A 19,526-nucleotide genomic window follows, 5' to 3' on the forward strand; every position below is an offset into this window, starting at 1 on the left:
CACCGTCGATAGCTAGTCATCGATCACTTTCTTTCCGTTGATTTTGGGCTGCGCGATATCCGGCCCGCAGTTCCCGGACCAACCCCTCGACATCGGTGACCTCGTGCACACCGGACACGCTGTGGCCGGCGCTCCAGGCGTCGCGGTTGGCCAACAACTGGTCCTGACCGAAACCGACCCCGGACGCCCCGGTAGCGGGGTGGGCATCGAGCCAACACGACAACAGGCTCGCCGGTATCCCGCCGACCCGATCGGACAAGCGGACATCGTCGAGCGTGGCCGATACAAGTGCCCGGCGGTACTCGTCATCGGCACCGCTCTCCTGGGTGGCGATGAACCGGGTGCCGAGGTACACGAGATCGGCGCCGAGCATCTGGGCGGCGAGAATGGATCGGCCGTCGCTGATACCCCCGGCCAGTACCACCGGCCCGTCGTACCGCTGCCGGATCGCGCGCACGAACGCGAACGGATTCGCCCATCCAGTCTGTCCGCCCGCGCCGGCGGTCAGCAGCACCAGCCCGTCGGCACCGGCGTCGAGTGCCCGCCAGGCATGCTCCAAACTCGCGACGTCGGCATACACCGCGGCGCCCGCGTCATGCAACGGGTCGATGACCGGCGCGGGAGACCCGACACTGGTGATGACGAGTTCGACGCCGTGGCGCACGAGCACGGTCAGGTCGGCATCGCGCCGGGTGTTGCTCCGGTGTACGACGAGATTGGGGGCCGGCGGTGCTGCCGTCGTGTCCAGTTCCGCCTGCATCCGGTACAGCCAGTCGTCGAGCTCTTGCGGGTTCCGGGCGTTGTGGGTGGGAAAGGCGCCGATCACGCCGCTCCGGCATGCGGCCAGGACCATCTCGGGCGTCGACACGCTGGTCATCGGTGCGGCGATCACCGGCAACTCGAGCCGGGCTTCCCACGGGATGGTCCGGGCGGGATAGGGCACGTGAACCTCGGGATCGGCGAATGAATTAGTGAATTCAAAATAACTAAGTGTGCCGCGTTCGTCAACCGGCGGGACGGCTCCGCATGGGCCTCTTGTCCCGAAGTTATCCAGGTCATCGCTCGATAATCGGCGGCGTTGACAAAGTGACACACGTCACCAATGATGGGTGACGTTAGTTAATCGTTAACCGCATCGTGTCGTTCCGGAAGGAGTCACCCATCGACATCTGCGTGCCTTCCCCCTCCCTCGCGGCATCGGCCGGTTTTGCGGAACTGGCGGACCGGCTGGCCGAAGCGAGCGCGGCGCAGCACCGCACCCTGGCGGCATCCGGCGATGAAGCCGGCCGTGACCTCGCGCGAATACTGGACGCGCTTGCGCGGGTGCGCGAGAATCCGCGGTTGGCGGACACTCTTGAGCGCGCCGGTCGCGAACTGGTGGCCGCGGGTGTCTTCGGTCGGGTGATGGTGTCGCGCGTCAGAGGTTCGACCTGGCTGCCTGTGGTTCTCTACGTGTCAGGTGAAGACGGCCGGGTTTCGGTCGATCTCGACGAATGCGGCTGCGACGTCGACGTCATGGAGATTGCGTTGGCCTCCCCCCTGATTGAGGCCGAGGTGGTGCGTCGACGGCTGCCGGCGCTGGTGCTCGACGCCGACCATGAGTCCCGCATCCATCGACCGCTCCTGGAACGCACCGGCACGCGTGAATACGCCGTCGCCCCGGTGGTCGCCGACGGTTCGGTGATCGGGCTGCTGCACGTCGACAGCCCGTCGAGCGGGCGGATGCTCAACGAGATCGACCGTGACCTGCTGCGTATGTTCGCCGATGGCATCGGGCTGGTCTACGAGCGGGCCGACCTCGCAGAGCGCACCGAGCTACAACGTCGCGCGGTCGCCGACGTGTGTGATGCCGCGCTGCGCAACCTCGAGAACATCGACGGATCAGCGCCTTTCGGACTCCGGCGCGGTGTGACCGCACCCGATCATGGGCCAGGCGTACGCGGCCGGGATACGGTGTCGGGAGCTGGCCGGGACGGTTCCCGGTTGAGCCGGCTGACCGCACGGGAACGTGAAGTCCTGGCGCTGCTCGCCAGTGGCGTGACCAACGCGCAACTCGCCGATCGGCTGACCGTGGCCGAGAGCACGGTGAAGTCCCATGTCAAGCACATCCTGCACAAATTGGGCGTCGGCAACCGCGCCGCGGCGATCGCCTGCTATCTGAAAGAATCCCGAGACAACGAAAGACGGCCGCGATGAGTGTCTCTATGGTCAGCGACAGCGCGCGGACAGCGGCGGTGGCCCGTCCCGGTGGGGACTGGTGGTCACGCGAGATTGAATTGGTCGACCACCTGCGCAGCCTGCGGGAAACGGCCGCCAGGGAGTTGTGCGGGTCGGTCACATTGCCCGCCGTCGAGTGGGACGTCCCCTGGCGTGCGGCGGAAACGATCTCCGCCCTGACCCACCTGTGCATCGATGCGCTGCGCCGGGTGCCCGGCAGCGAGGACGACCGGGGGGAGAGACTGTGCGGTCTCATCCTCGATCTGCAACGGCTCGCGATGGACTGGTATCTGCACGACACCGCGATGCGCGGTCAACGGCTCGCCGACTGCGCCGCGGGTCTGAGCAGGTTGCGCGGAGTCCCGGATTCGGCGGCGCTCTTGGACAACGCCTGCCAAGAGTTGGTGTTGCGGTGTGGCTTTCATCGTGCGGTGCTGTCCAAGGTGGAGAACCGCAGCTGGACGCCGCTGATGTTGCACGACAGGTCCGCACCGGCAGGCGGATCCTGGTTCAGCGACTGGATCAACCAGACCGTCCCGCTGGTCGGCGACGCCCCGGAAGCGGAGATGCTCTCCCGGCGCCGGCCGTCGCTGGTGTACGACACCGACAACGCCCCGGTGTACCGGCCGTTGATAGTGCAGGCCGGCCAGTCGCGGTCCTATGTGGTGGCCCCACTGGTGCTCGGCCAGGACGTCGTCGGCTTCCTGCACACCGACCACCATCCGCTGGCCCGCAGGGTCGACCAGGCGGATCGAGATGTGGCGTGGGCCTTCGCCGATGGCATCAGCCACCTCTACGAGCGCGCTGTCCTGGTGGAACGTCTGCAGACCCATCGCGACAGTGTCCGTGAGTTGTTCTTCGGGGCGGTCGACCGTATTGACCAGCTGTGTGAGTCCGGACGGGACGCGACGCGGTGGAGCGAGACCGCCCGCACCGAGGATGCCGGCGGGCCCGTGGGAAATGTTCCGGTGGGGTTGACCGAGCGGGAATCCGATGTGTTCGATCTGATGGTGACGGGGGCGAGTAATCAGGAGATCGCCGACCGGCTCGTCATCACCGAGGGCACGGTGAAATCGCATGTCAAGCACATCCTGCGCAAGTACGGCGCGGTCAACCGGGCACAGGCGATCGCTTGGGCGCTCAACGGTAGCTGATACACCGCGTCAGGTGCTGACCGCCGGCAGCGGGCTGGTCGCCAGAAAGGCGCCGTCGTGGTACACCAGAGGGGCCGGCGTGACACCGTCGCGGTCATCGCAGTGGATAAGGGTCACCTCGGCGATCGCCAGGGTGGAGTCACCCGCCGGAATCAATTGCTGCACTTCGGCTCTCAACCAGGTGGGGGTGCCTGCCAGTACCGGCTCGCCGGACTCCAGCAGGGACCAGGAGCCCTGATCGCTGAACCGATGTTCGGCGCTTCGGGAGAAGCGCTGGGCCAGCTCGAGCTGATGTTCACCGACGATGTGCACCACCACCGATGCCGCCCGTCGCAGCGCCGCGATGCTCGATGAGGTGTGGGTGATGTTGAAACACACCAGCGGGGGGTCCAGCGAGAGCGAGGCCAGCGATGTCGCGGTGAACCCGACGGGTCCGGCCTGCGACATCAGCGTCACGATGGCGACCCCGGCCGGGTGACGGCGCAGCGCTGCGCGGTAGGACTGCGGGGAGACGGTCATGCGGTCTGCGATTCGTGAGAAGCGAAACCGTTGATGCTCAAGGAGTTCAGATGTGGGAGGGTGACTTTCTCGATGAGTTCGACGACCTCCGGCAGCATGGGGAGAAGCACAGCACCGTCGGCGATCCCCAAGGCGTGGAGATCGCTGACCAGTCCCGCGAGGCCTATCGGTGTCCCGACGTACCGAACCGTGTCGGACCTGTCGCAGGAGGTTATGCCGGCAAGCAGCTCGCGAGCCGCCGGCGCCGTCGCGGCGATCATAACGTCGATGTCGACGAGGACATCGACGCCGGGGTGCTGTTCGCGGGCCGTGGCGGCGCGCTGTGCCAGCTCGCGCAAATCCCGTCCACGAACGCGAACAAACCCCGGCGCTGAGCACGAGCTGACGTCGCCCAAGGCTGTGACGATGCGTGGCGGCTTGCGCACCGCGATGTCGTAATCCGCTTGGGCCGCTGGGGTCAGAGCCGGTGTTGTCGGCAAAGTCACTGTTTCACCGCAGCTTTCACGTCGCCGGATCGATGACGATGGCGAACGCCTTGTTCTCGATGCCGCCGGACCGGTCGATCGAGATGAACTTCTCCTCGACGTACTCGTCGATCGCGTTCGGCCCGCCCTCCCGGCCCAGGCCGCTCTCCTTGTAACCACCGAACGGGTAGGCGGGGTGGATGACATGCCAGTTGTTGACCCACACCATCCCGGCGTCCAGCCGGCGGGCCACCTCCACGGCGCGGGATTCGGTGCCCCACACGCCGGCCGACAGGCCGTAGTTGGTGTCGTTGGCGATCTTGACCGCCTCGTCCACCGATTCGTAGGTCAGCACGACCAGGACGGGTCCGAAGACTTCCTCGCGGGCGATGCGCATGTCGTTGGTGACGTCGACGAAGATCGTCGGCTCGATCCAGTAGCCCTTCTCGAAACCGGGTCCGGTGGGGGCTTGCCCGCCCAGGGCGACGGAGGCGCCCTCGGCCTTGGCGATACCGAAGTAGTCCAGGATCCGGTCGCGTTGGTGGGCCGAGATGATCGGGCCCACATGGGTGGTCGGTTGCAACGGATCACCAAGTTGTAGCGTGGACGCGCGAGTCACCAGCTTGTCGACGATCTCGTCGCGCCGGGTGGCGGGAATCAACAGGCGGGTACCTGCTTCGCATGCCTCGCCGTTGTTGGCCATGCATGCGAACAGTGCGCCGTCGACGGCCATGTCGATGTCGGCGTCATCGAGGATCACATTGGCGCCCTTGCCGCCGAGTTCCAGGGTGACCCGGCGGATCGAGTCTGCAGACTGGCGCAGGATGCTCTTGCCCACCGCCGTCGAGCCGGTGAACGCGACCTTGCGCACCCCGGGATGCCCGGACAGGTGCGCACCGACTGGCTCACCGTCACCGGTGACGACGTTCAACACACCGGGCGGCAGGCCGGCGGCCTCGAATTCGCGCGCCAGTTCCAGGGACAGCAGCGGGGCGTGCTCGTCGGGCTTCAACACCACCGAGTTGCCGGCCACCAGGGCCGGCCCGATCTTCCACACCGTGGTCAGCAGCGGGATGTTCCACGGCACGATCGCCGCGACGACTCCGATCGGTTCCCGTACGACGATGCCGTCGGCCGGGATGGGTTCGATGGCGGGGCCTTCGGTCTCCCACTCGTATTCCGCTGCGATGGCGGCCACATATTGCAGTTGGGCCGCCGACAAGCCGACGTGCAGGGCGCCGGTGATGCGGATGGTCGCGCCGTTTTCCCGCGACTGCAGTGCCGCGAGTTCGTCGGTGCGTGCGGCCAGGCGTTCGGCGACGGTGTTGATCAGCGCCGCTCGTTCGGCGGGCGGGGTGCGGCGCCAGGTGCCCTCGTCGAAGGCGGCCTGCGCAGCGGATACCGCGGCCTCGACGTGGGTGACGTCGCCTTTGGCTACCGTGGCGACGACTTCTTGGGTGGCCGGGCTGCGGATCTCGTAGCTGTCGTCGGTGTCGATCCACTTGCCGTCGATGTAAAGCGAATAGTGATTGGTCATTGCAGGTCTCCTCGTCACCCGATCTGTCGGGTTCTGTTCTGCCAATAGGGTTTACGGATCGCCTTCTTGTCGACCTTGCCCGCCGGGTTGAGCGGGAACTCGTCGGTGAACAGGATCTTCTTGGGTGCCGGGACGCTGCCGAGGAGCGTCTTGACATGGCCGATCAGTTCACGCTCGAGGTCGAACCCGCCGATTTCGCCGGGGCGGGTCACCACCATGGCCAGCACCGCTTCACCCCACTTGTCGTCCGGGACCCCGATGACGGCGGCCTGCGCGACGGTGGGATGGGCGCACAACGCGTCCTCGACCTGTCGGGGGAACACATTGAAGCCGCCGCTGACCACCATGTCCTTCTTGCGGTCGACCAGGTAGAGGTAGCCGTCGTCATCGACGCGGCCGATGTCGCCGGTGTGCACCCAGCCGTCGCGGACCGTCTCGGCGTTGCGCTCGGGATCGAGATACCCCAGCATCTGACCGAGCTGACGGGAGCAGATCTCGCCGACCTCCCCCGTCGGCAGCACGTTGTCGTCGTCGTCTCGGATGCTGACCGCAACCGCGAACATCGGCCGGCCGGCCGACGCGAGCCGGGCAACCCAGTCGTCCGACGATTCCCTCTCCCCGGCAACGTGTTCGTGCTTGCGCAGGCAGGACACGTATCCCTGTTCGGTGCCCGCGTAGGTCTGGATGAAGATCGGGCCGAAGGTGTCCAGCGCCTGCCGCAGACGCTCGGGTGCCATAGGTGCACCGGCATAGATCACGGTGGCGAGGCTGCTGAGGTCGAAGGCGTCACGGCCGGCATGGTCGAGTAGTAGATAGATGATCGTCGGCACCACGGCGGTCGCGGTGACTCGGTGGCGCTCGATGTTCGTCAGCAATGTTTCGACATCGAGGCCGGGCAGCATCACGTTGGTGCCGCCCCGGACGAAGGTGGGCATGGCGAAGATCTGGGTGAAATGCGTCAGCGGCGCCCCGTGGGCGAAGACTTCGCCGAACCTGATGTCACCGATCTCCAAGCCGGCGGAGATGGCGTAGTAGCTCCACGTGAAATGCGAATTGACAACGCCTTTGGGTTCGCCCGTGCTACCGGAGGTGAACAGTACGTAGGCCTCGTCGTGCTCGTCGATGACGACGTCGGGACGGTTGTCCGCGGCCGCGGAGACCACTGCGGCGAAGTCCACGGCGTCCACCACGGGCTGATCGACTTCGCCGACACGGATCACCGTCTGCAGCTTGGGCAGTTCTTCGCGGATCGAGGCGACGGCGTCTTCGAACTTGGCGTGGTAGAGCAACGTGGTGGCGTCGGTCTGGGCCAGGTTGGATCGGAAGCCGTCGGCGGCGGCGCGGGTCGGCATCTGCACCAACACCGCGCCGGCTGCCCATACCGCCTGCTGAATGGGAATGAACTCCAGGCAATTGGGCATCAGCAACCCGACCCGGTCGCCCTTCTGCACACCGGCGGCGATCAGCGCGTTCGCGATCCGGTTTCGCCACAACCACATCTGCTGATAGGTGATGCTGCGATCATCGTCGACGATGGCAACCCGGTCGCGGTAGTAGGTGCAGGCCCGGTCGAGAACATCGGGCAACACACCCCACATGCCGGTATCAGAACGCTTCACGGGAGCTACTGCGCCAGCGCCGCTGGGTCGAATCCTTCGACCCAGTACTCCGGTGTGATGATCGGCAGTCCGAGTTCCTGCAGCACCGAGGTGTCGTTCCAGTAGGTGGTCTCCCGGGCGATCTTGCCGTTGGAATCCAACTGGTGCCAGGTGATTCCGCGAGTGCTCAGGGTCTTGCCGCCGGTCGGCACGCCCCGGAAGGTGTCCAGTCCCGCGCCCGTCCAGCCCCACAGGATGACCACGGCGGGGTCGCCGTCGATACCGGCGAGCTGGAACGCCTCGTTGGCGGTGAAGGTGTGAACGCCCACGCCGTTGCCGGGGTCGGTGTTGGCGAACGGGGCCAGGCGCGGCCGCAGTTCGTCCTTGGTGATCGCGGTGTCGATCACGTGATCGGAGTCGGCATGATCGTCGTAGACCATGTCGTCGGCGTAAAGGTCGACGGCGGCATCTGTGTCGGTCGTCAGCGCGTTCGCCCAGCGGGCAGCGTGCTGGGCGGCCAGGGTGGTGTCGAGGCTCATTGGTTTCCTTTCAGGCCAGAGCGGGGGCTTTGGCCACGGCGGTGGGGTCGACGGGCAGACCGAGATCCCGGACGGCGGTGGAGACGTCCCAGAAGCTCTCCTCACGCTTGATGCGGCCGTCGGTGTCGTAGATGTGGAACGTGAGGCCGCGGGCGCCGGCGACCTTGCCGTTGGTCGGCACACCGACGAAAGCGGCGGCGGTGGGGGCCTGCCAGGTCCAGCGGTAGATCGCCGCCCGATGGTCGCCGACCACCTCGTCGATGCGGAAGTTGTTGATTCCGATGCCGTTCTCAACGTCGGCGTTCGCGTACGGCGCAAAGACGCGCAGAAGCTCCTCCTTGGAGGTGATGGACTGCCCGAGCATGGGGTCCTCGAACAGGAAGTCGTCGGCGTAGAGGGCGACGACGGCTTCGGGGCTCTCCCGGAAGGCCTTCAGCCATTTGACGGCGAATGTGTGGCTCATGGATGTTTTCTCCTCGCTGGTCATGCAAGACCTCTCCGACGCTAGGCATCAGGGGCCCGGCCCACGACTACCGCGGGGAGGAAAGGACCTGCCCCATGGGGGTAGAGCGCCCGTCCACGGCTGCGCAGCGGCGTCACCAGTGCCGATCTCCTCCGACGTTGGACCGAGTTACCCCCTGTGAGGGGTGTGGAGCAGACGTGTCCTGGGCAGCATCGGGGGCACCACAGCACAACCGAGGAGTGATAATGCTGGAACAGGACCTGACGGACGAGGAGTTCGAGCCGTATTTCGCCAAGGCACAGGAGGTCTCGCAGTTCTTCCGCGAGATCGGCCCCAAGCACGACGCGGAGAACACCTTCGCCTATCCGTCGATCGAGGTGTTCAAGAAGTCCGGCCTGGGTGCGCTGCCGGTGCCCAAGGCCTTCGGTGGACCTGGAGGCAACATCCTGCAGGTATCCAAGGTGGTCTCGGAGCTTTCGAGGGGTGACTCGGCGATCACACTGGCTTACAACATGCACTACATCATGGTTGGCATCGCCGGCAGCCTGATGAGCGACGAGCAGAACAAGTACTGGCTCGGCCGGGTCGCCGACGGTGACTTGATGTTCGGACCCTTCTCCGAACAGCGCGCGGGTTTCTCCGGGCTGGCCGACATGCAGGCCGTGCCGCAGCCCGGCGGCGGCTGGAAACTTTACGGCAAGAAGACGTGGGGCACGCTGTGCGAGGCAGCCGACATCATCACCACCAACGCCACCGAGACCGACGCCGGCGGCAACCTGCCGGACACCTTCGACGGCCGAGTGGCCGCCGAGAAGCTGTTCATCGGGGACTTCACGGTCGATGAGAACGGGGTCGGCGACGGCATCCGCATCGAGAAGACCTGGAACGCACTGGGCATGCACGCGACCGGCACCCAGACCATCGTGTTCGACGGCTACTTCGTGCCCGAGGACGGCTTCGTCTCACCATGGCGCGCAGGCGCTTTCGGCGTGCTGGAGTGGGCGTCGCTGATGTTCGCGAGTATCTACCTGGGCATGCAACAGCGCATCCTCGAGGAGTCGATCAACGCACTGTCCAAGAAGCATCTCGGCGCCACCTTCGGCGCGATCGTGGCCGCCGACACCGAGGTCAAGAGCATCGGGCACATCATCGACGGCATCGGCGACATGGCCTCGCGGGTCGAATACAGCCGGCGAGTCCTGTACCAGACCTGTCAGGACCTGCTCGACGGCAAGGACAAGCTGTGGGCGCCGGAGCTGCGGTTCCCCTACCTCGGTCTGGCCAAGACCTTCATCGCCGACAACGTGACGCACATGTCGAAGCACGCGATGAGCATGGTGGGCGGCCAGTCGTTCCGCAAGGGCAGCATCTTCGAGCGGCTCTACCGAGATTCGGCGGCTTCGATGTTCCAGCCGCTCAACGCCGACCAGACCCGCACCTATATCGGCCAGTTCATGCTGGAAACCGCTGCCGCACAAGGCAAATAGTTCTTCACCGCAAGGGGCGTGTCTGCACGCAGACACGCCCCTTGCGGTTGTCCGACGCTGGGCGGCAGCGCTGCTGCACAGAAGATCGCCGCGTTCAGCCGGTCTTGATCCCGCCGACGATCGTGACCCGGGTGGCCTCGTCGAGGGGATAGGGCGTATAGAGGGTGAACCGGTCGACGAGTCCGTCGAAGCGCCGAATGACCTCAGCGCCGATGTCTTTCGGCTCGCCGAGCACCGCGAATGTACCCAGCACCTCGTCGTCGACCAGACCCGTCATGGTGGCCCAGTCGCCGGTCTTGGACAGCCGGTGCAACTCGGTGTGCAACTCGCTCCACCCGTGCAGATCGAGCACCGCGCGGTAGGCGGGAGTTGCGCCGTAGAAGGCGATCTGGTGGCGCACCCGCTCCAAGGCCTCGGTGAAGCCCCGCTCGTCTGCCCCGGTGACCACCAGGCCCGGATACGACGTGGTGAACTCGCCGCGGCTGCGCCCGGAGACGGCCAGCCCCGCCTCGACAGCCGGCATCGTCACCTCGCGCAGGTACCGCGCCGTGGTGAACCCGTGCACCAACAGGCCGTCGGAGGATTCGGCGGCGACCGCGGTCATCTTCGGGCCCACCGCCGCCACCATCACCCGCGGCCGCCCGAACGGACACGGTTGCGGACTGAACATCGGCGTCATCAGCGTGTGCTGATAGTGCTCGCCCCGGAAGTCGAGCTTCTCGCCGGTCTGCCAGCTCTGCCAGATCGCCTGCAGCGCCGCGATGTACTCGCGCATCCGGTCCGCCGGCGCTGACCACGGCATGCTGAATCGCCGGGTGATGTGCGGCTGGATCTGCGAGCCCAATCCGAGGACGAACCGGCCGCGGCTGAAGGTGTTCAGATCGTTGGCCACCGTCGCCATGGTCATCGGACTGCGGGCGAACGCCACCGCGACCGCCGTGCCGAGCTGCAGCGATTCCGATCTGTCGGCGGCCAGCAGCAGCGGCAGAAACGGGTCGCGGCTCACCTCCGTCGACCAGATCCCGTCGAAGCCGACCCGCTCGGCGCTCGCGATCTGTTCGGCCAGTATCGCCAAGTCCGCCCCGCCGGTACCGTCGATCGAACCGCCGAAGTTACCGTCCACATGCATCCGGTCAGCTTGGCATGACGAAGGGCAGCCACCGGACTGTTCACCCCTTCGGGGGGAGGGAAATCCACCATGGTGGAGCGGTGTCGACGTGACGAGGCTCATAGTCTTGCCGCCACAACCGCCAGCTGTGGCGAGCGAAGTCGCGGAGGAGTGCCGAATGGGCCGGATGTCCGATGAAGTGATGCGCCATGAGCTGAGCCTGATGTGGCAGCAGATATTCACCTGGGCCAGTTGGGGAATCGTCGCGGTCATGCTCGTCATCGCCGTGCGCATGGGGCTGCGACAGCGGACGCCGTTCTACCTGTTCGCCATCCTGGCGGCGGGCGTCGCCGCCTACGCTGAGCCGCTCTACGACGTCGCTTTCGACCTGTGGTTCTACGATGCGCACGCCGACGGCAGCCCGGGTGCCGGCTGGTCTCACTTCTCGGCTTTCGTTGTGGTGCAGCCGAACTGGACGCACAGCGGGTACATCATCCTGTATGCGGCCGCCTGCCTGTACGCGGGGCGGTGGATCTACGACGGACGGCTGAGTAGACGGGGACTGTTCACCATCTGGGGCGCGGAGATCGCGGCCTCCTGCGTTTTCGAGATGGTCGGGACGGGGACGAACGTTTATACCTACTACGGACCTTACGTCGGGCGGATCTGGAACTACCCGATCGTCATCGGAGTACTCGAGGGCACCCAGGTGGTGCTGTTCACCGTTGTCGCGGTGCTCGTCTGGCGAAAGGTGTCGACGAACTGGGGTCTGTTGAGCCTGTTCATCGTGTTCCCGATGACGTTCTTCGCCGCCAACTTCGGTCTCGGCTTCCCGGTCATCATCGCCCTGCACCTGGACAACGGCCTGGCCACTCCTACGCTGATCGGTCTTGCCACGGTCACCGCGATAGCGTTGTGTGCCATCGTCGTCAACGGTCTGACCAGGTTCCTGCCGGACGCGCCGCCGTCCGCTGTTCGGTCAGGTGACGATGCCGAGGACCGCGCGGGCGGCCTCGGTCAGCAGCGCCCGCAGGCGATCTTCGGCCAGGCCGGTGTTGTGAAACAGCGGTGACTGGATAGCCCCGATCACCGCGTGCACCACCGTGCGCGCCTCGGTGTCGCTGAGGTCCTCGCGTAGTTCGTTGACCAGATGGACCCACTCCTCGAGGTACAGCCGCTGCTTACGGCGTAAGCGGCGGCTGTCCTCGTCAGGCAGGTTGTTGATCTCGTTGTAGTAGACCTGCGCCAGTTCGCGGTCGGCGACGACGAACTCCACCTGGCCGGCGATCAGCAGATCGAGGGCGCGGGCCAGGTCGTCGGTGGTGTCCAGGATCTGCTGCTCGTCGTGCAGCAGGTCGTCGATCACCCGGTCGAACAACGCCACCAGGACCGCCGACTTGCTGTCGAAATGGCGGTAGATACCCGAGCCGGTGATGCCGGCCGCGGCGCCGATCTCGGCGATGGAGACCGCATGAAAACCTTTGCGGGCCACCAGGTCTGCGGCGGCGGCGAGAATCCGGTTCTTGCGCTCGGGATCACGGGTACGCGTCGACGCGGGCGCACCGGCCGGGGATGCAGGCATGGTTCACCTCCAAGTGAATCGTGATCAGCATTATGCACGAATCCAACTGGTACTTCGACCTTGCCCTTGTGAACTGCGGGTGACAAGGCCTCCCAATGGGGGAGCGAAATCCCTCCTATTGGAGCAGTCTCCCGCTCGGTGGTGGCGATACCTTTCGGCAATGCAGTCGGCCGAAGAGGACCAGGCACCGGGGCGAGCGCCATGGCGATGACCCTGGCCACCAAACCGCTGGGATCACTCGGTGGATTCTTCGCGATGTCCATCGACACCTTGGTCTCGATGTTCCGACCGCCCTTCGCGTTTCGCGAGTATGTGTTGCAGAGCTGGTTCGTCGCCAGGGTTTCCGTGCTGCCCGCGCTCATGCTGACGCTGCCCTATTCGGTGCTGCTGGTCTTCACGTTCAACATCCTGCTGACCGAGTTCGGTGCGTCCGACTTCGCCGGCACCGGTGCCGCCATCGGCACCGTCAACCAGATCGGTCCGATCGTCACGGTGCTGGTGGTGTCCGGCGCGGGTGCCACGGCGATGTGCGCTGACCTCGGGGCTCGCACGATCCGCGAAGAACTCGACGCGATGAAGGTCATGGGCATCAACCCGATCCAAGCGCTCGTGGTGCCGCGGGTGTTGGCAGCCACGACGGTGGCGTTGGCGTTGTCGGCGACGGTGATCATCGCGGGATTGGCGGGTGCTTTCTTCTTCTGCGTGTACATCCAGCACGTGTCGGCGGGAGCGTTCATCGCCGGGATGACCTTGCTCACCGGCGCCGCCGACGTCTTCGTGGCGTTGACGAAGGCCGCACTCTTCGGTCTGGCTGCAGGGCTGATCGCCTGCTACAAAGGCATTTCCGTGGGTGGCGGGCCTGCCGGCGTGGGCAATGCCGTCAATGAGACGGTGGTCTTCACCTTCATGGTGTTGTTCGCCATCAACGTCATCGTGACCGCCGTCGGCATCCAGTTCACGGTGCAGTGAGGTTCTCATGACAACCCGAGCGGCTCCCAGTAGACCTCACCCCGTGCTGCGTCGAGCGGTGGGCGGTGTCGCGGGCAGCTGGAACCGGCTGGGAGACCAGGCCCGCTTCTACGCTTCCACTCTGGGAGCCATCCCCGACTCGATACGGCGTTATCCGGGGGAGGTGCTGCGCCTGATTGCCCAGATGGGCTTGGGCACCGGTGCTCTCGCGGTTGTCGGCGGTACCGTCGCGATCGTCGGCTTCCTCACCATCACCACCGGCGCGCTGGTCGCCGTCCAGGGCTACAACCAGTTCGCCTCGGTGGGAGTCGAAGCACTTACCGGTTTCGCGTCGGCATTCTTCAATGTGCGACTGATCGTGCCGGGCACCACCGCAGTGGCACTGTCAGCCACGATCGGGGCCGGCGCCACCGCCCAGTTGGGTGCGATGCGGATCAACGAGGAGATTGATGCGCTGGAGGTGATCGGCATCCGCAGCGTCACCTACCTGGCCGCCACCCGGGTACTGGCCGGCGTCGTCGTGGTGATTCCGCTGTACTGCATCGCGGTGATGATGGCCTTCCTGGCCGCGCGGACGGGAACCACCGTCATCTACGGCCAGGGATCCGGCGTGTACGACCACTATTTCAACACGTTCCTCAACCCCACCGATCTGGTGTGGTCGTTTCTCCAGTCGGTCGCGATCACCGTCGTGATCATGCTGGTGCACACCTATTACGGCTATACCGCCAGTGGCGGTCCCGCTGGTGTCGGCGAGGCGGTTGGTCGGGCGGTACGGACGTCCATGGTTGTCGCGGCGGTGGAGATCGTGCTCATTTCCTTGGCGATTTACGGCCAATCCGGCAACTTCAACCTGGCTGGCTGACTGTGAGCACGAGAGCGGGTCAGCACCGCCTGCACAGCGCCTGGTGGGCGCTCATCCTCGTCTCGATGCTCGGCGTTTTCCTGGCCACAACAGGTTTCGCGTTCACCGGAACGTTCAGCTCCTATGTCCCGGTGACGCTCACCGCGGAGCGCGCCGGATTGGTGATGGAGGACGGCGCCCGCGTCAAGATGCGGGGTGTGCAGGTCGGGCGGGTCGGCGGGATCGCCGCTGGCAAAGGTCTGGTCGAACTCCAGTTGGAGATCGACCCCGAGCAGATCGACTACATCCCCGCCAACGTGGAGGCGCAGATCTCGGTCACCACCGCGTTCGGCTCGAAGTTCGTCGATCTCGTTCCCCCCGAACAGCCCAGCGCCGAACGCCTCGCGGCCGGAGCCGTCCTGATGTCGAAGAACACCAGCGTCGAGGTGAACACCGTCTTCGAGAACATCGTCGACCTGCTCGACATGGTCGACCCGGCCAAGCTCAACGCTGTGCTGTCCGCGGTCGCCGACGCGGTTCGCGGGCAGGGGCCGCGGATGGGGGAGGCCACCACCGCGCTCAACACGGTGCTGACCGAACTGAACTCGCGCAGCGACACCATCCGCGACGACTGGCGCTCCTTCAAGGGATTCAACGACACCTATGCCGCCGTCGCCGACGACGTCGTCGACATCCTCGACGCGGCCAGCACTACCAGCAGCACCGTCGTAGCGCACAGTGCCCAACTGGACACTCTGCTGCTCAACGTGACCGGGTTCGCCGAATCGGGCACCACTCTGCTGGCCACCAGCAAGGACAGCTTGATCGGGGCCGTCAACACGCTGGCGCCGACCACTGCGCTGCTACACAAGTACAACCCCGTCTACACCTGCTGGCTGCAGGGCGCCACCTGGTTCCTGGAGAACGGCGGCTGGGACATCTGGGGCGGAGCCAACGGCAAGTCGATCCAGCTCGACATCGCGCTGCTGGGCGGCAACGACCCGTACCAGCACCCGCAGAACCTTCCGATCATCGGCGCCAAGGGCGGGCCAGGCGGTCAGCCCGGATGCGGATCTCTGCCGGATGCCACCAAGAATTTCCCGGTGCGCCAACTGGTGACGAACACCGGATGGGGCCGGGGGCTGGACTTCCGACCCAACCCGGGAATCGGCCACCCCTGCTGGGCCAATTACTTCCCGGTCACCCGCGCGGTTCCGGAGAAGCCCAGCATCCGGCAGTGCCTGCCCGGTCCTGCGATCGGTCCCGTTCCTTATCCCGGTGCCCCGCCGTATGGCGCAGCCCTGTACGGGCCGGGCGGCACGCCGCTGTGGCCTGGCATTCCGCCGGCCACCCCGGCCCCGCAGACCCAGGAAGGACCGCCGGCACCATGAGAGGCAATTTCGCCGCCGCGGCGTGGCGCCTCAGCATCTTCCTGGCCGTCTGCTCGCTCGGAACGTTCGTCCTGCTCAGTGTTTTCGCCCAGTTCCGGTTCGGAGAGGGCAAGACCTACAACGCCGAATTCGGCAACGTATCGGGTCTCAAGGACGGCGACCTGGTGCGCATTGCCGGTGTCGAGGTCGGCAAGGTGCAGAGCATCACCGTGAAGTCCGATGCCACCGTCGCTGTCAGCTTCGATACCGACGACACCGTGGTCCTCACCGACGGCACACGGGCGGCGATCCGCTACGACAACCTGTTCGGCGGCCGCTACCTCGCGCTGGAGGAAGGTGCCGGAGGCGTCACGACGTTGCCGCCCGGCGACACGATCCCGCTGACGCGTACCGAGCCTGCGCTGGATCTCGATGCGCTCATCGGCGGATTCCGGCCGCTGTTCCGCGCGCTGAACCCCGAACAGGTCAACGAACTCAGCGGCCAGCTCATGGGCGCGCTGCAGGGCCAGGGCCCGACGATCGGTTCCTTCCTCGACCAGGCCGCCGCGGTGACCAATACGCTGGCCGACCGGGACCAACTCATCGGGGAGGTGGTCGTCAATCTCAACACGGTGCTCTCCTCGATCGGCGATCAGAGTGACCGCTTCGACACCGCGGTCACGTCGTTGTCCGAACTGGTCAACGGGTTGGCCGAACGCCGCACCGATATCTCCGACGCTGTCGCGCACACGAACGCGGCCACCGCGTCGCTGGCCGACCTGCTGGCGGCAGCGCGCCCGCCACTGCAGAAGGTCGTGCATGAAACCGACCGCGCCGCAGCGATTGCCGTCGCCGACCACGAGTACCTCGACAACTTGCTCAACACACTGCCCGACAAGTATCAGGCGTTGGGCCGGCAAGGCGTGTACGGCGATTTCTTCAGCTTCTACCTCTGCGAGATCGTGCTCAAGCTCAACGGCAAGGGAGGCCAGCCGGTCTACGTCAAGGTCGCGGGCCAGGACAGTGGGCGGTGCACACCCCGATGAAAACGTTCAGCGAACGCAACCCGGTCACCATCGGCGCCATCGGCGTCACGATCGTCGCGGTCATCGTCACCGCGGCGCTGCAGTACCAGAAGCTGCCCTTCCTCAACCAGGGCAAGGAGTACTCGGCCTATTTCGCCGACGCCGGAGGCCTGTTCACCGGCGCGGGCGTAGAAGTGTCCGGATATCCGGTGGGCAAGGTCTCCGACATCGGCTTGGACGGTCCGCGGGTTCTCGTCACCTTCAAGATCGCGGAGAACATCACGTTGGGCGAGCAGACCGAGGCGGCCATCAGGACCAAGAGCCTATTGGGTACGAAGGTCCTCAACGTCACTCCCCGGGGCGCCGGTCAGCTAGACGGTCCAATCCCGATGGAGCGGACGTTCTCGCCCTATCAGTTGCCTGATGCCCTCGGGGACCTCGCCCGGACCGTCAGCGGGATCAACACCAACCAACTGTCGGACTCGCTGTCGACGTTGGCGCAGACGTTCGCTGACACCCCACCTCATCTGAAAACCGCCGTCGAGGGCGTGGCCCGATTCGCCGACACGATCAACAAGCACGACGACCAGATGCGCTCGCTGCTGGGTAACGCCGCCAAGGTGACCGCCGTGCTCGCCAAGCGAACCGACCAAGTGGTCCGATTGGTGCACGACACCAATGCACTGTTGGCCCAATTGCGCACGCAGAGTGAAGCTCTCGACAGCATTTGGTTCAACATCTCCGCAGTTTCCGAGCAGTTGAGGGGTTTCATCGCCGAGAACCGTGATGAACTGAAACCCGCCCTGGAGAAGCTCAACGGCGTGCTCACCATCGTCGACAACCGCAAGGACCGGCTACAGAAGGCGATCAAACTGCTGAACTCCTATGCCATGTCGCTGGGTGAGTCGGTGTCCTCGGGCCCGTTCTTCAAGGCCTATGTGGCGAACCTGTTGCCCGGCCAGTTCGTCCAGCCTTTCATCGACGCTGCCTTTTCCGATCTCGGGCTGGACCCGAATGTGCTTGCGCCGAGCGAACTCACCGATCCGCAGGTCGGCCAGCCCGGCACTCCGGCTCTGCCGTCGCCGTTCCCGCGCACAGGTCAGGGCGGCGCGCCGGCGCTGACCCTGCCCGATGCGATCACCGGGAAACCCGGCGACCCCCGCTACCCGTACCGCCAACCGCTGCCCGCGCCGCCGCCCGGAGGGCCGCCGCCCGGTCCCCCGGCGGTCGCTCCGCCGGGCATCGCCTCCACACCCGACCCGGACCCGTCCGCGGTCTTCGTCCCGGCGCCCGGCGAGTCGCCTACGGTTACCGCGGGGCAACCATGAACCGACTGTGGCGCAATAGATCTGTGCTCGCGGTACTGCTCACCGCGATCTTGGTCGGTGGACTGGTGGCGGTGGTGCGGATCACCGACCGCATTGCCCAGAACGTCGTCGTCGCATACTTCGAGAACAGCAACGGATTGTTCCCCGGCGATGACGTCCGGGTGCTCGGGGTTCCGGTGGGACGGGTCCTGGCCATCGAGCCCCAACCCGAACGCGCCAAGGTGACATTCTCCTATGACAGTGCGGTTCAGGTACCCGCTGACGTCAAGGCCGCCATCCTGTCCCCGCAACTGGTGACCGGACGTGCCATTCAGCTCACCCCGGCCTATACCGGCGGGCCGGTGATGGCCGACGGAGCCACCATCAGCCAGGGCCGCACCGTGGTCCCCGTCGAGTGGGACGACTTCCGTGACCAGCTGCAAAGGCTGACCGAACTTCTCGAGCCGACCGAGCCCGGCGGAGTCAGCACGCTGGGCGGGTTCGTCGACACCGCCGCGGACAACATGCGCGGGCAGGGCGGAGCTATCCGCGACACCGTCATCAAGCTTTCCCAGACACTGTCTACGCTCGGTGATCACAGCGACGACATCTTTGCGACGTTCACGAACCTGTCCACCGTCGTGACGGCGCTGCATGACAGCGCCGGAGCGCTGGAAGCACTCAACGGAAACCTCGCCGAGGTCAGCAGGCTGATCGCGGACAACCCAGACAAAGTCGCCATCGCCGTCGAGGCGCTCAACACCGCCGCCATCGATGTGAAAGCCTTCGCCGAGGAGAACCGCGACGTTGTCGGCACGACGGCCGACAAGCTGACGTCGATCTCGAACACGTTGGTGGGCAGCCTCGACGACATCAAGCAGACCCTGCACATCGCGCCCACGACCATCGGCAACTTCGACAACATCTACGAGCCGGCCAACGGGGCGCTGACCGGCGCGCTCGCGGTCAACAATTTCTCCAACCCGATCGAATTCCTCTGCGGCGCAGTGCAGGCGGCGTCCCGGCTGAACGGCGAACAGTCGGCGAAGCTGTGCGCGCAGTATATGGCGCCGATCTTCAAGAACCGCCAGTTCAACTTCCCGCCGCTGGGTTTCAACTTCTTGGTCGGCGCGCAGGCCCGTCCCAACGAGATCACCTACAGCGAGCCGTGGCTGCGTCCCGACTTCGTTCCACCGGCACCGGGGACAGCACCAGCCACCGTCCCGGTCGGGCCCCTGCCCGCTGAGGCAGCAGCGGCTCCTGCGGCGGTCCCGACCGACCCTGCCGCCGGACTGCCCGGGCTGATGATTCCGGACGGCGGCGGATCGTGAGAAGGCGCATAC

At 65.8% G+C, this 19,526-nt stretch carries 19 protein-coding genes; 10 read left to right on the forward strand and 9 right to left on the reverse strand.

The window, feature by feature from the left end; genetic code table 11:
* Window positions 1-16 precede the first annotated feature (16 nt).
* Complete coding sequence (locus DYE23_RS09540; RefSeq protein ID WP_372516202.1) at window positions 17-943, reverse strand: NAD(P)H-dependent flavin oxidoreductase; 927 nt, start codon at window positions 941-943, stop codon at window positions 17-19.
* A 230-nt stretch (window positions 944-1,173) separates the two neighbouring features.
* Here DYE23_RS09540 and DYE23_RS31345 point away from each other — a divergent pair, with 230 nt between their 5' ends.
* Entirely contained in the window at window positions 1,174-2,196 is a 1,023-nt protein-coding gene (locus DYE23_RS31345; RefSeq protein WP_147292276.1) for a LuxR C-terminal-related transcriptional regulator, read from the forward strand.
* Window positions 2,193-3,371 (forward strand): helix-turn-helix transcriptional regulator, encoded by a 1,179-nt coding sequence (locus DYE23_RS09550; RefSeq protein WP_115327077.1) that lies wholly within the window; start codon window positions 2,193-2,195, stop codon window positions 3,369-3,371. The genes DYE23_RS31345 and DYE23_RS09550 overlap by 4 nt, the downstream gene beginning before the upstream one ends.
* Window positions 3,372-3,380: 9 nt before the next feature.
* On the opposite strand, the gene DYE23_RS09555 is transcribed toward DYE23_RS09550, so the two are convergent.
* From DYE23_RS09555 to DYE23_RS09580, 6 genes are all read right to left on the reverse strand, one after another.
* Window positions 3,381-3,890 carry a flavin reductase family protein gene (locus tag DYE23_RS09555; protein ID WP_115327078.1) on the reverse strand — a complete coding sequence of 170 codons (510 nt, stop codon included), beginning with the start codon at window positions 3,888-3,890 and terminating at the stop codon, window positions 3,381-3,383.
* Window positions 3,887-4,228: a hypothetical protein gene (locus DYE23_RS30605; RefSeq protein WP_147292277.1), complete on the reverse strand. Its 342-nt coding sequence runs from the start codon at window positions 4,226-4,228 to the stop codon at window positions 3,887-3,889. Before DYE23_RS30605 ends, DYE23_RS09555 begins: the two co-directional genes overlap by 4 nt.
* 163 nt (window positions 4,229-4,391) lie before the next feature.
* Window positions 4,392-5,891, reverse strand: coding sequence for an aldehyde dehydrogenase family protein (locus tag DYE23_RS09565; protein ID WP_115327080.1), 1,500 nt, complete (start codon window positions 5,889-5,891; stop codon window positions 4,392-4,394).
* A gap of 14 nt (window positions 5,892-5,905) precedes the next feature.
* Entirely contained in the window at window positions 5,906-7,489 is a 1,584-nt protein-coding gene (locus DYE23_RS09570) for an acyl-CoA synthetase (RefSeq protein WP_115327081.1), read from the reverse strand.
* Between the two features lie 26 nt (window positions 7,490-7,515).
* Complete coding sequence (locus tag DYE23_RS09575) at window positions 7,516-8,028, reverse strand: ketosteroid isomerase-related protein (RefSeq protein ID WP_115327082.1); 513 nt, start codon at window positions 8,026-8,028, stop codon at window positions 7,516-7,518.
* A 10-nt stretch (window positions 8,029-8,038) separates the two neighbouring features.
* Entirely contained in the window at window positions 8,039-8,491 is a 453-nt protein-coding gene (locus DYE23_RS09580) for a ketosteroid isomerase-related protein (RefSeq protein WP_115328915.1), read from the reverse strand.
* 245 nt (window positions 8,492-8,736) lie between these two features.
* On the opposite strand from DYE23_RS09580, the gene DYE23_RS09585 reads away from it, so the two are divergent.
* Window positions 8,737-9,978, forward strand: a complete 1,242-nt coding sequence (locus DYE23_RS09585) for an acyl-CoA dehydrogenase family protein (protein WP_115327083.1) — start codon at window positions 8,737-8,739, stop codon at window positions 9,976-9,978.
* Between the two features lie 94 nt (window positions 9,979-10,072).
* Here DYE23_RS09585 and DYE23_RS09590 read toward each other — a convergent pair whose 3' ends face one another.
* Window positions 10,073-11,107: an LLM class F420-dependent oxidoreductase gene (locus tag DYE23_RS09590; RefSeq protein WP_115327084.1), complete on the reverse strand. Its 1,035-nt coding sequence runs from the start codon at window positions 11,105-11,107 to the stop codon at window positions 10,073-10,075.
* Between the two features lie 157 nt (window positions 11,108-11,264).
* On the opposite strand from DYE23_RS09590, the gene DYE23_RS09595 reads away from it, so the two are divergent.
* Window positions 11,265-12,158, forward strand: coding sequence for a hypothetical protein (locus tag DYE23_RS09595; protein WP_115327085.1), 894 nt, complete (start codon window positions 11,265-11,267; stop codon window positions 12,156-12,158).
* Here the strand turns inward: DYE23_RS09595 and DYE23_RS09600 are convergent.
* Entirely contained in the window at window positions 12,066-12,668 is a 603-nt protein-coding gene (locus DYE23_RS09600) for a TetR/AcrR family transcriptional regulator (RefSeq protein ID WP_115327086.1), read from the reverse strand. The two genes, DYE23_RS09595 and DYE23_RS09600, sit on opposite strands and share 93 nt — an antisense overlap.
* 201 nt (window positions 12,669-12,869) lie before the next feature.
* On the opposite strand from DYE23_RS09600, the gene DYE23_RS09605 reads away from it, so the two are divergent.
* The 6 genes from DYE23_RS09605 to DYE23_RS09630 are packed head-to-tail and all read left to right on the forward strand — an operon-like array spanning window position 12,870 to window position 19,514.
* Window positions 12,870-13,637, forward strand: a complete 768-nt coding sequence (locus tag DYE23_RS09605; protein WP_115327087.1) for an MlaE family ABC transporter permease — start codon at window positions 12,870-12,872, stop codon at window positions 13,635-13,637.
* 7 nt (window positions 13,638-13,644) lie between these two features.
* Window positions 13,645-14,502 carry an MlaE family ABC transporter permease gene (locus tag DYE23_RS09610; protein WP_115327088.1) on the forward strand — a complete coding sequence of 286 codons (858 nt, stop codon included), beginning with the start codon at window positions 13,645-13,647 and terminating at the stop codon, window positions 14,500-14,502.
* A gap of 2 nt (window positions 14,503-14,504) precedes the next feature.
* On the forward strand, window positions 14,505-15,872 hold the full coding sequence (locus DYE23_RS09615; protein WP_115327089.1) for an MCE family protein: 1,368 nt from the start codon (window positions 14,505-14,507) through the stop codon (window positions 15,870-15,872).
* Complete coding sequence (locus DYE23_RS09620; RefSeq protein ID WP_115327090.1) at window positions 15,869-16,897, forward strand: MCE family protein; 1,029 nt, start codon at window positions 15,869-15,871, stop codon at window positions 16,895-16,897. The genes DYE23_RS09615 and DYE23_RS09620 overlap by 4 nt, the downstream gene beginning before the upstream one ends.
* On the forward strand, window positions 16,894-18,204 hold the full coding sequence (locus DYE23_RS09625; protein ID WP_115328917.1) for a virulence factor Mce family protein: 1,311 nt from the start codon (window positions 16,894-16,896) through the stop codon (window positions 18,202-18,204). The genes DYE23_RS09620 and DYE23_RS09625 overlap by 4 nt, the downstream gene beginning before the upstream one ends.
* Complete coding sequence (locus DYE23_RS09630) at window positions 18,201-19,514, forward strand: MCE family protein (RefSeq protein ID WP_115327091.1); 1,314 nt, start codon at window positions 18,201-18,203, stop codon at window positions 19,512-19,514. Before DYE23_RS09625 ends, DYE23_RS09630 begins: the two co-directional genes overlap by 4 nt.
* Window positions 19,515-19,526 lie beyond the last annotated feature (12 nt).

This window comes from Mycolicibacterium gilvum (genome assembly GCF_900454025.1).
Lineage (GTDB): Bacteria > Actinomycetota > Actinomycetes > Mycobacteriales > Mycobacteriaceae > Mycobacterium > Mycobacterium gilvum.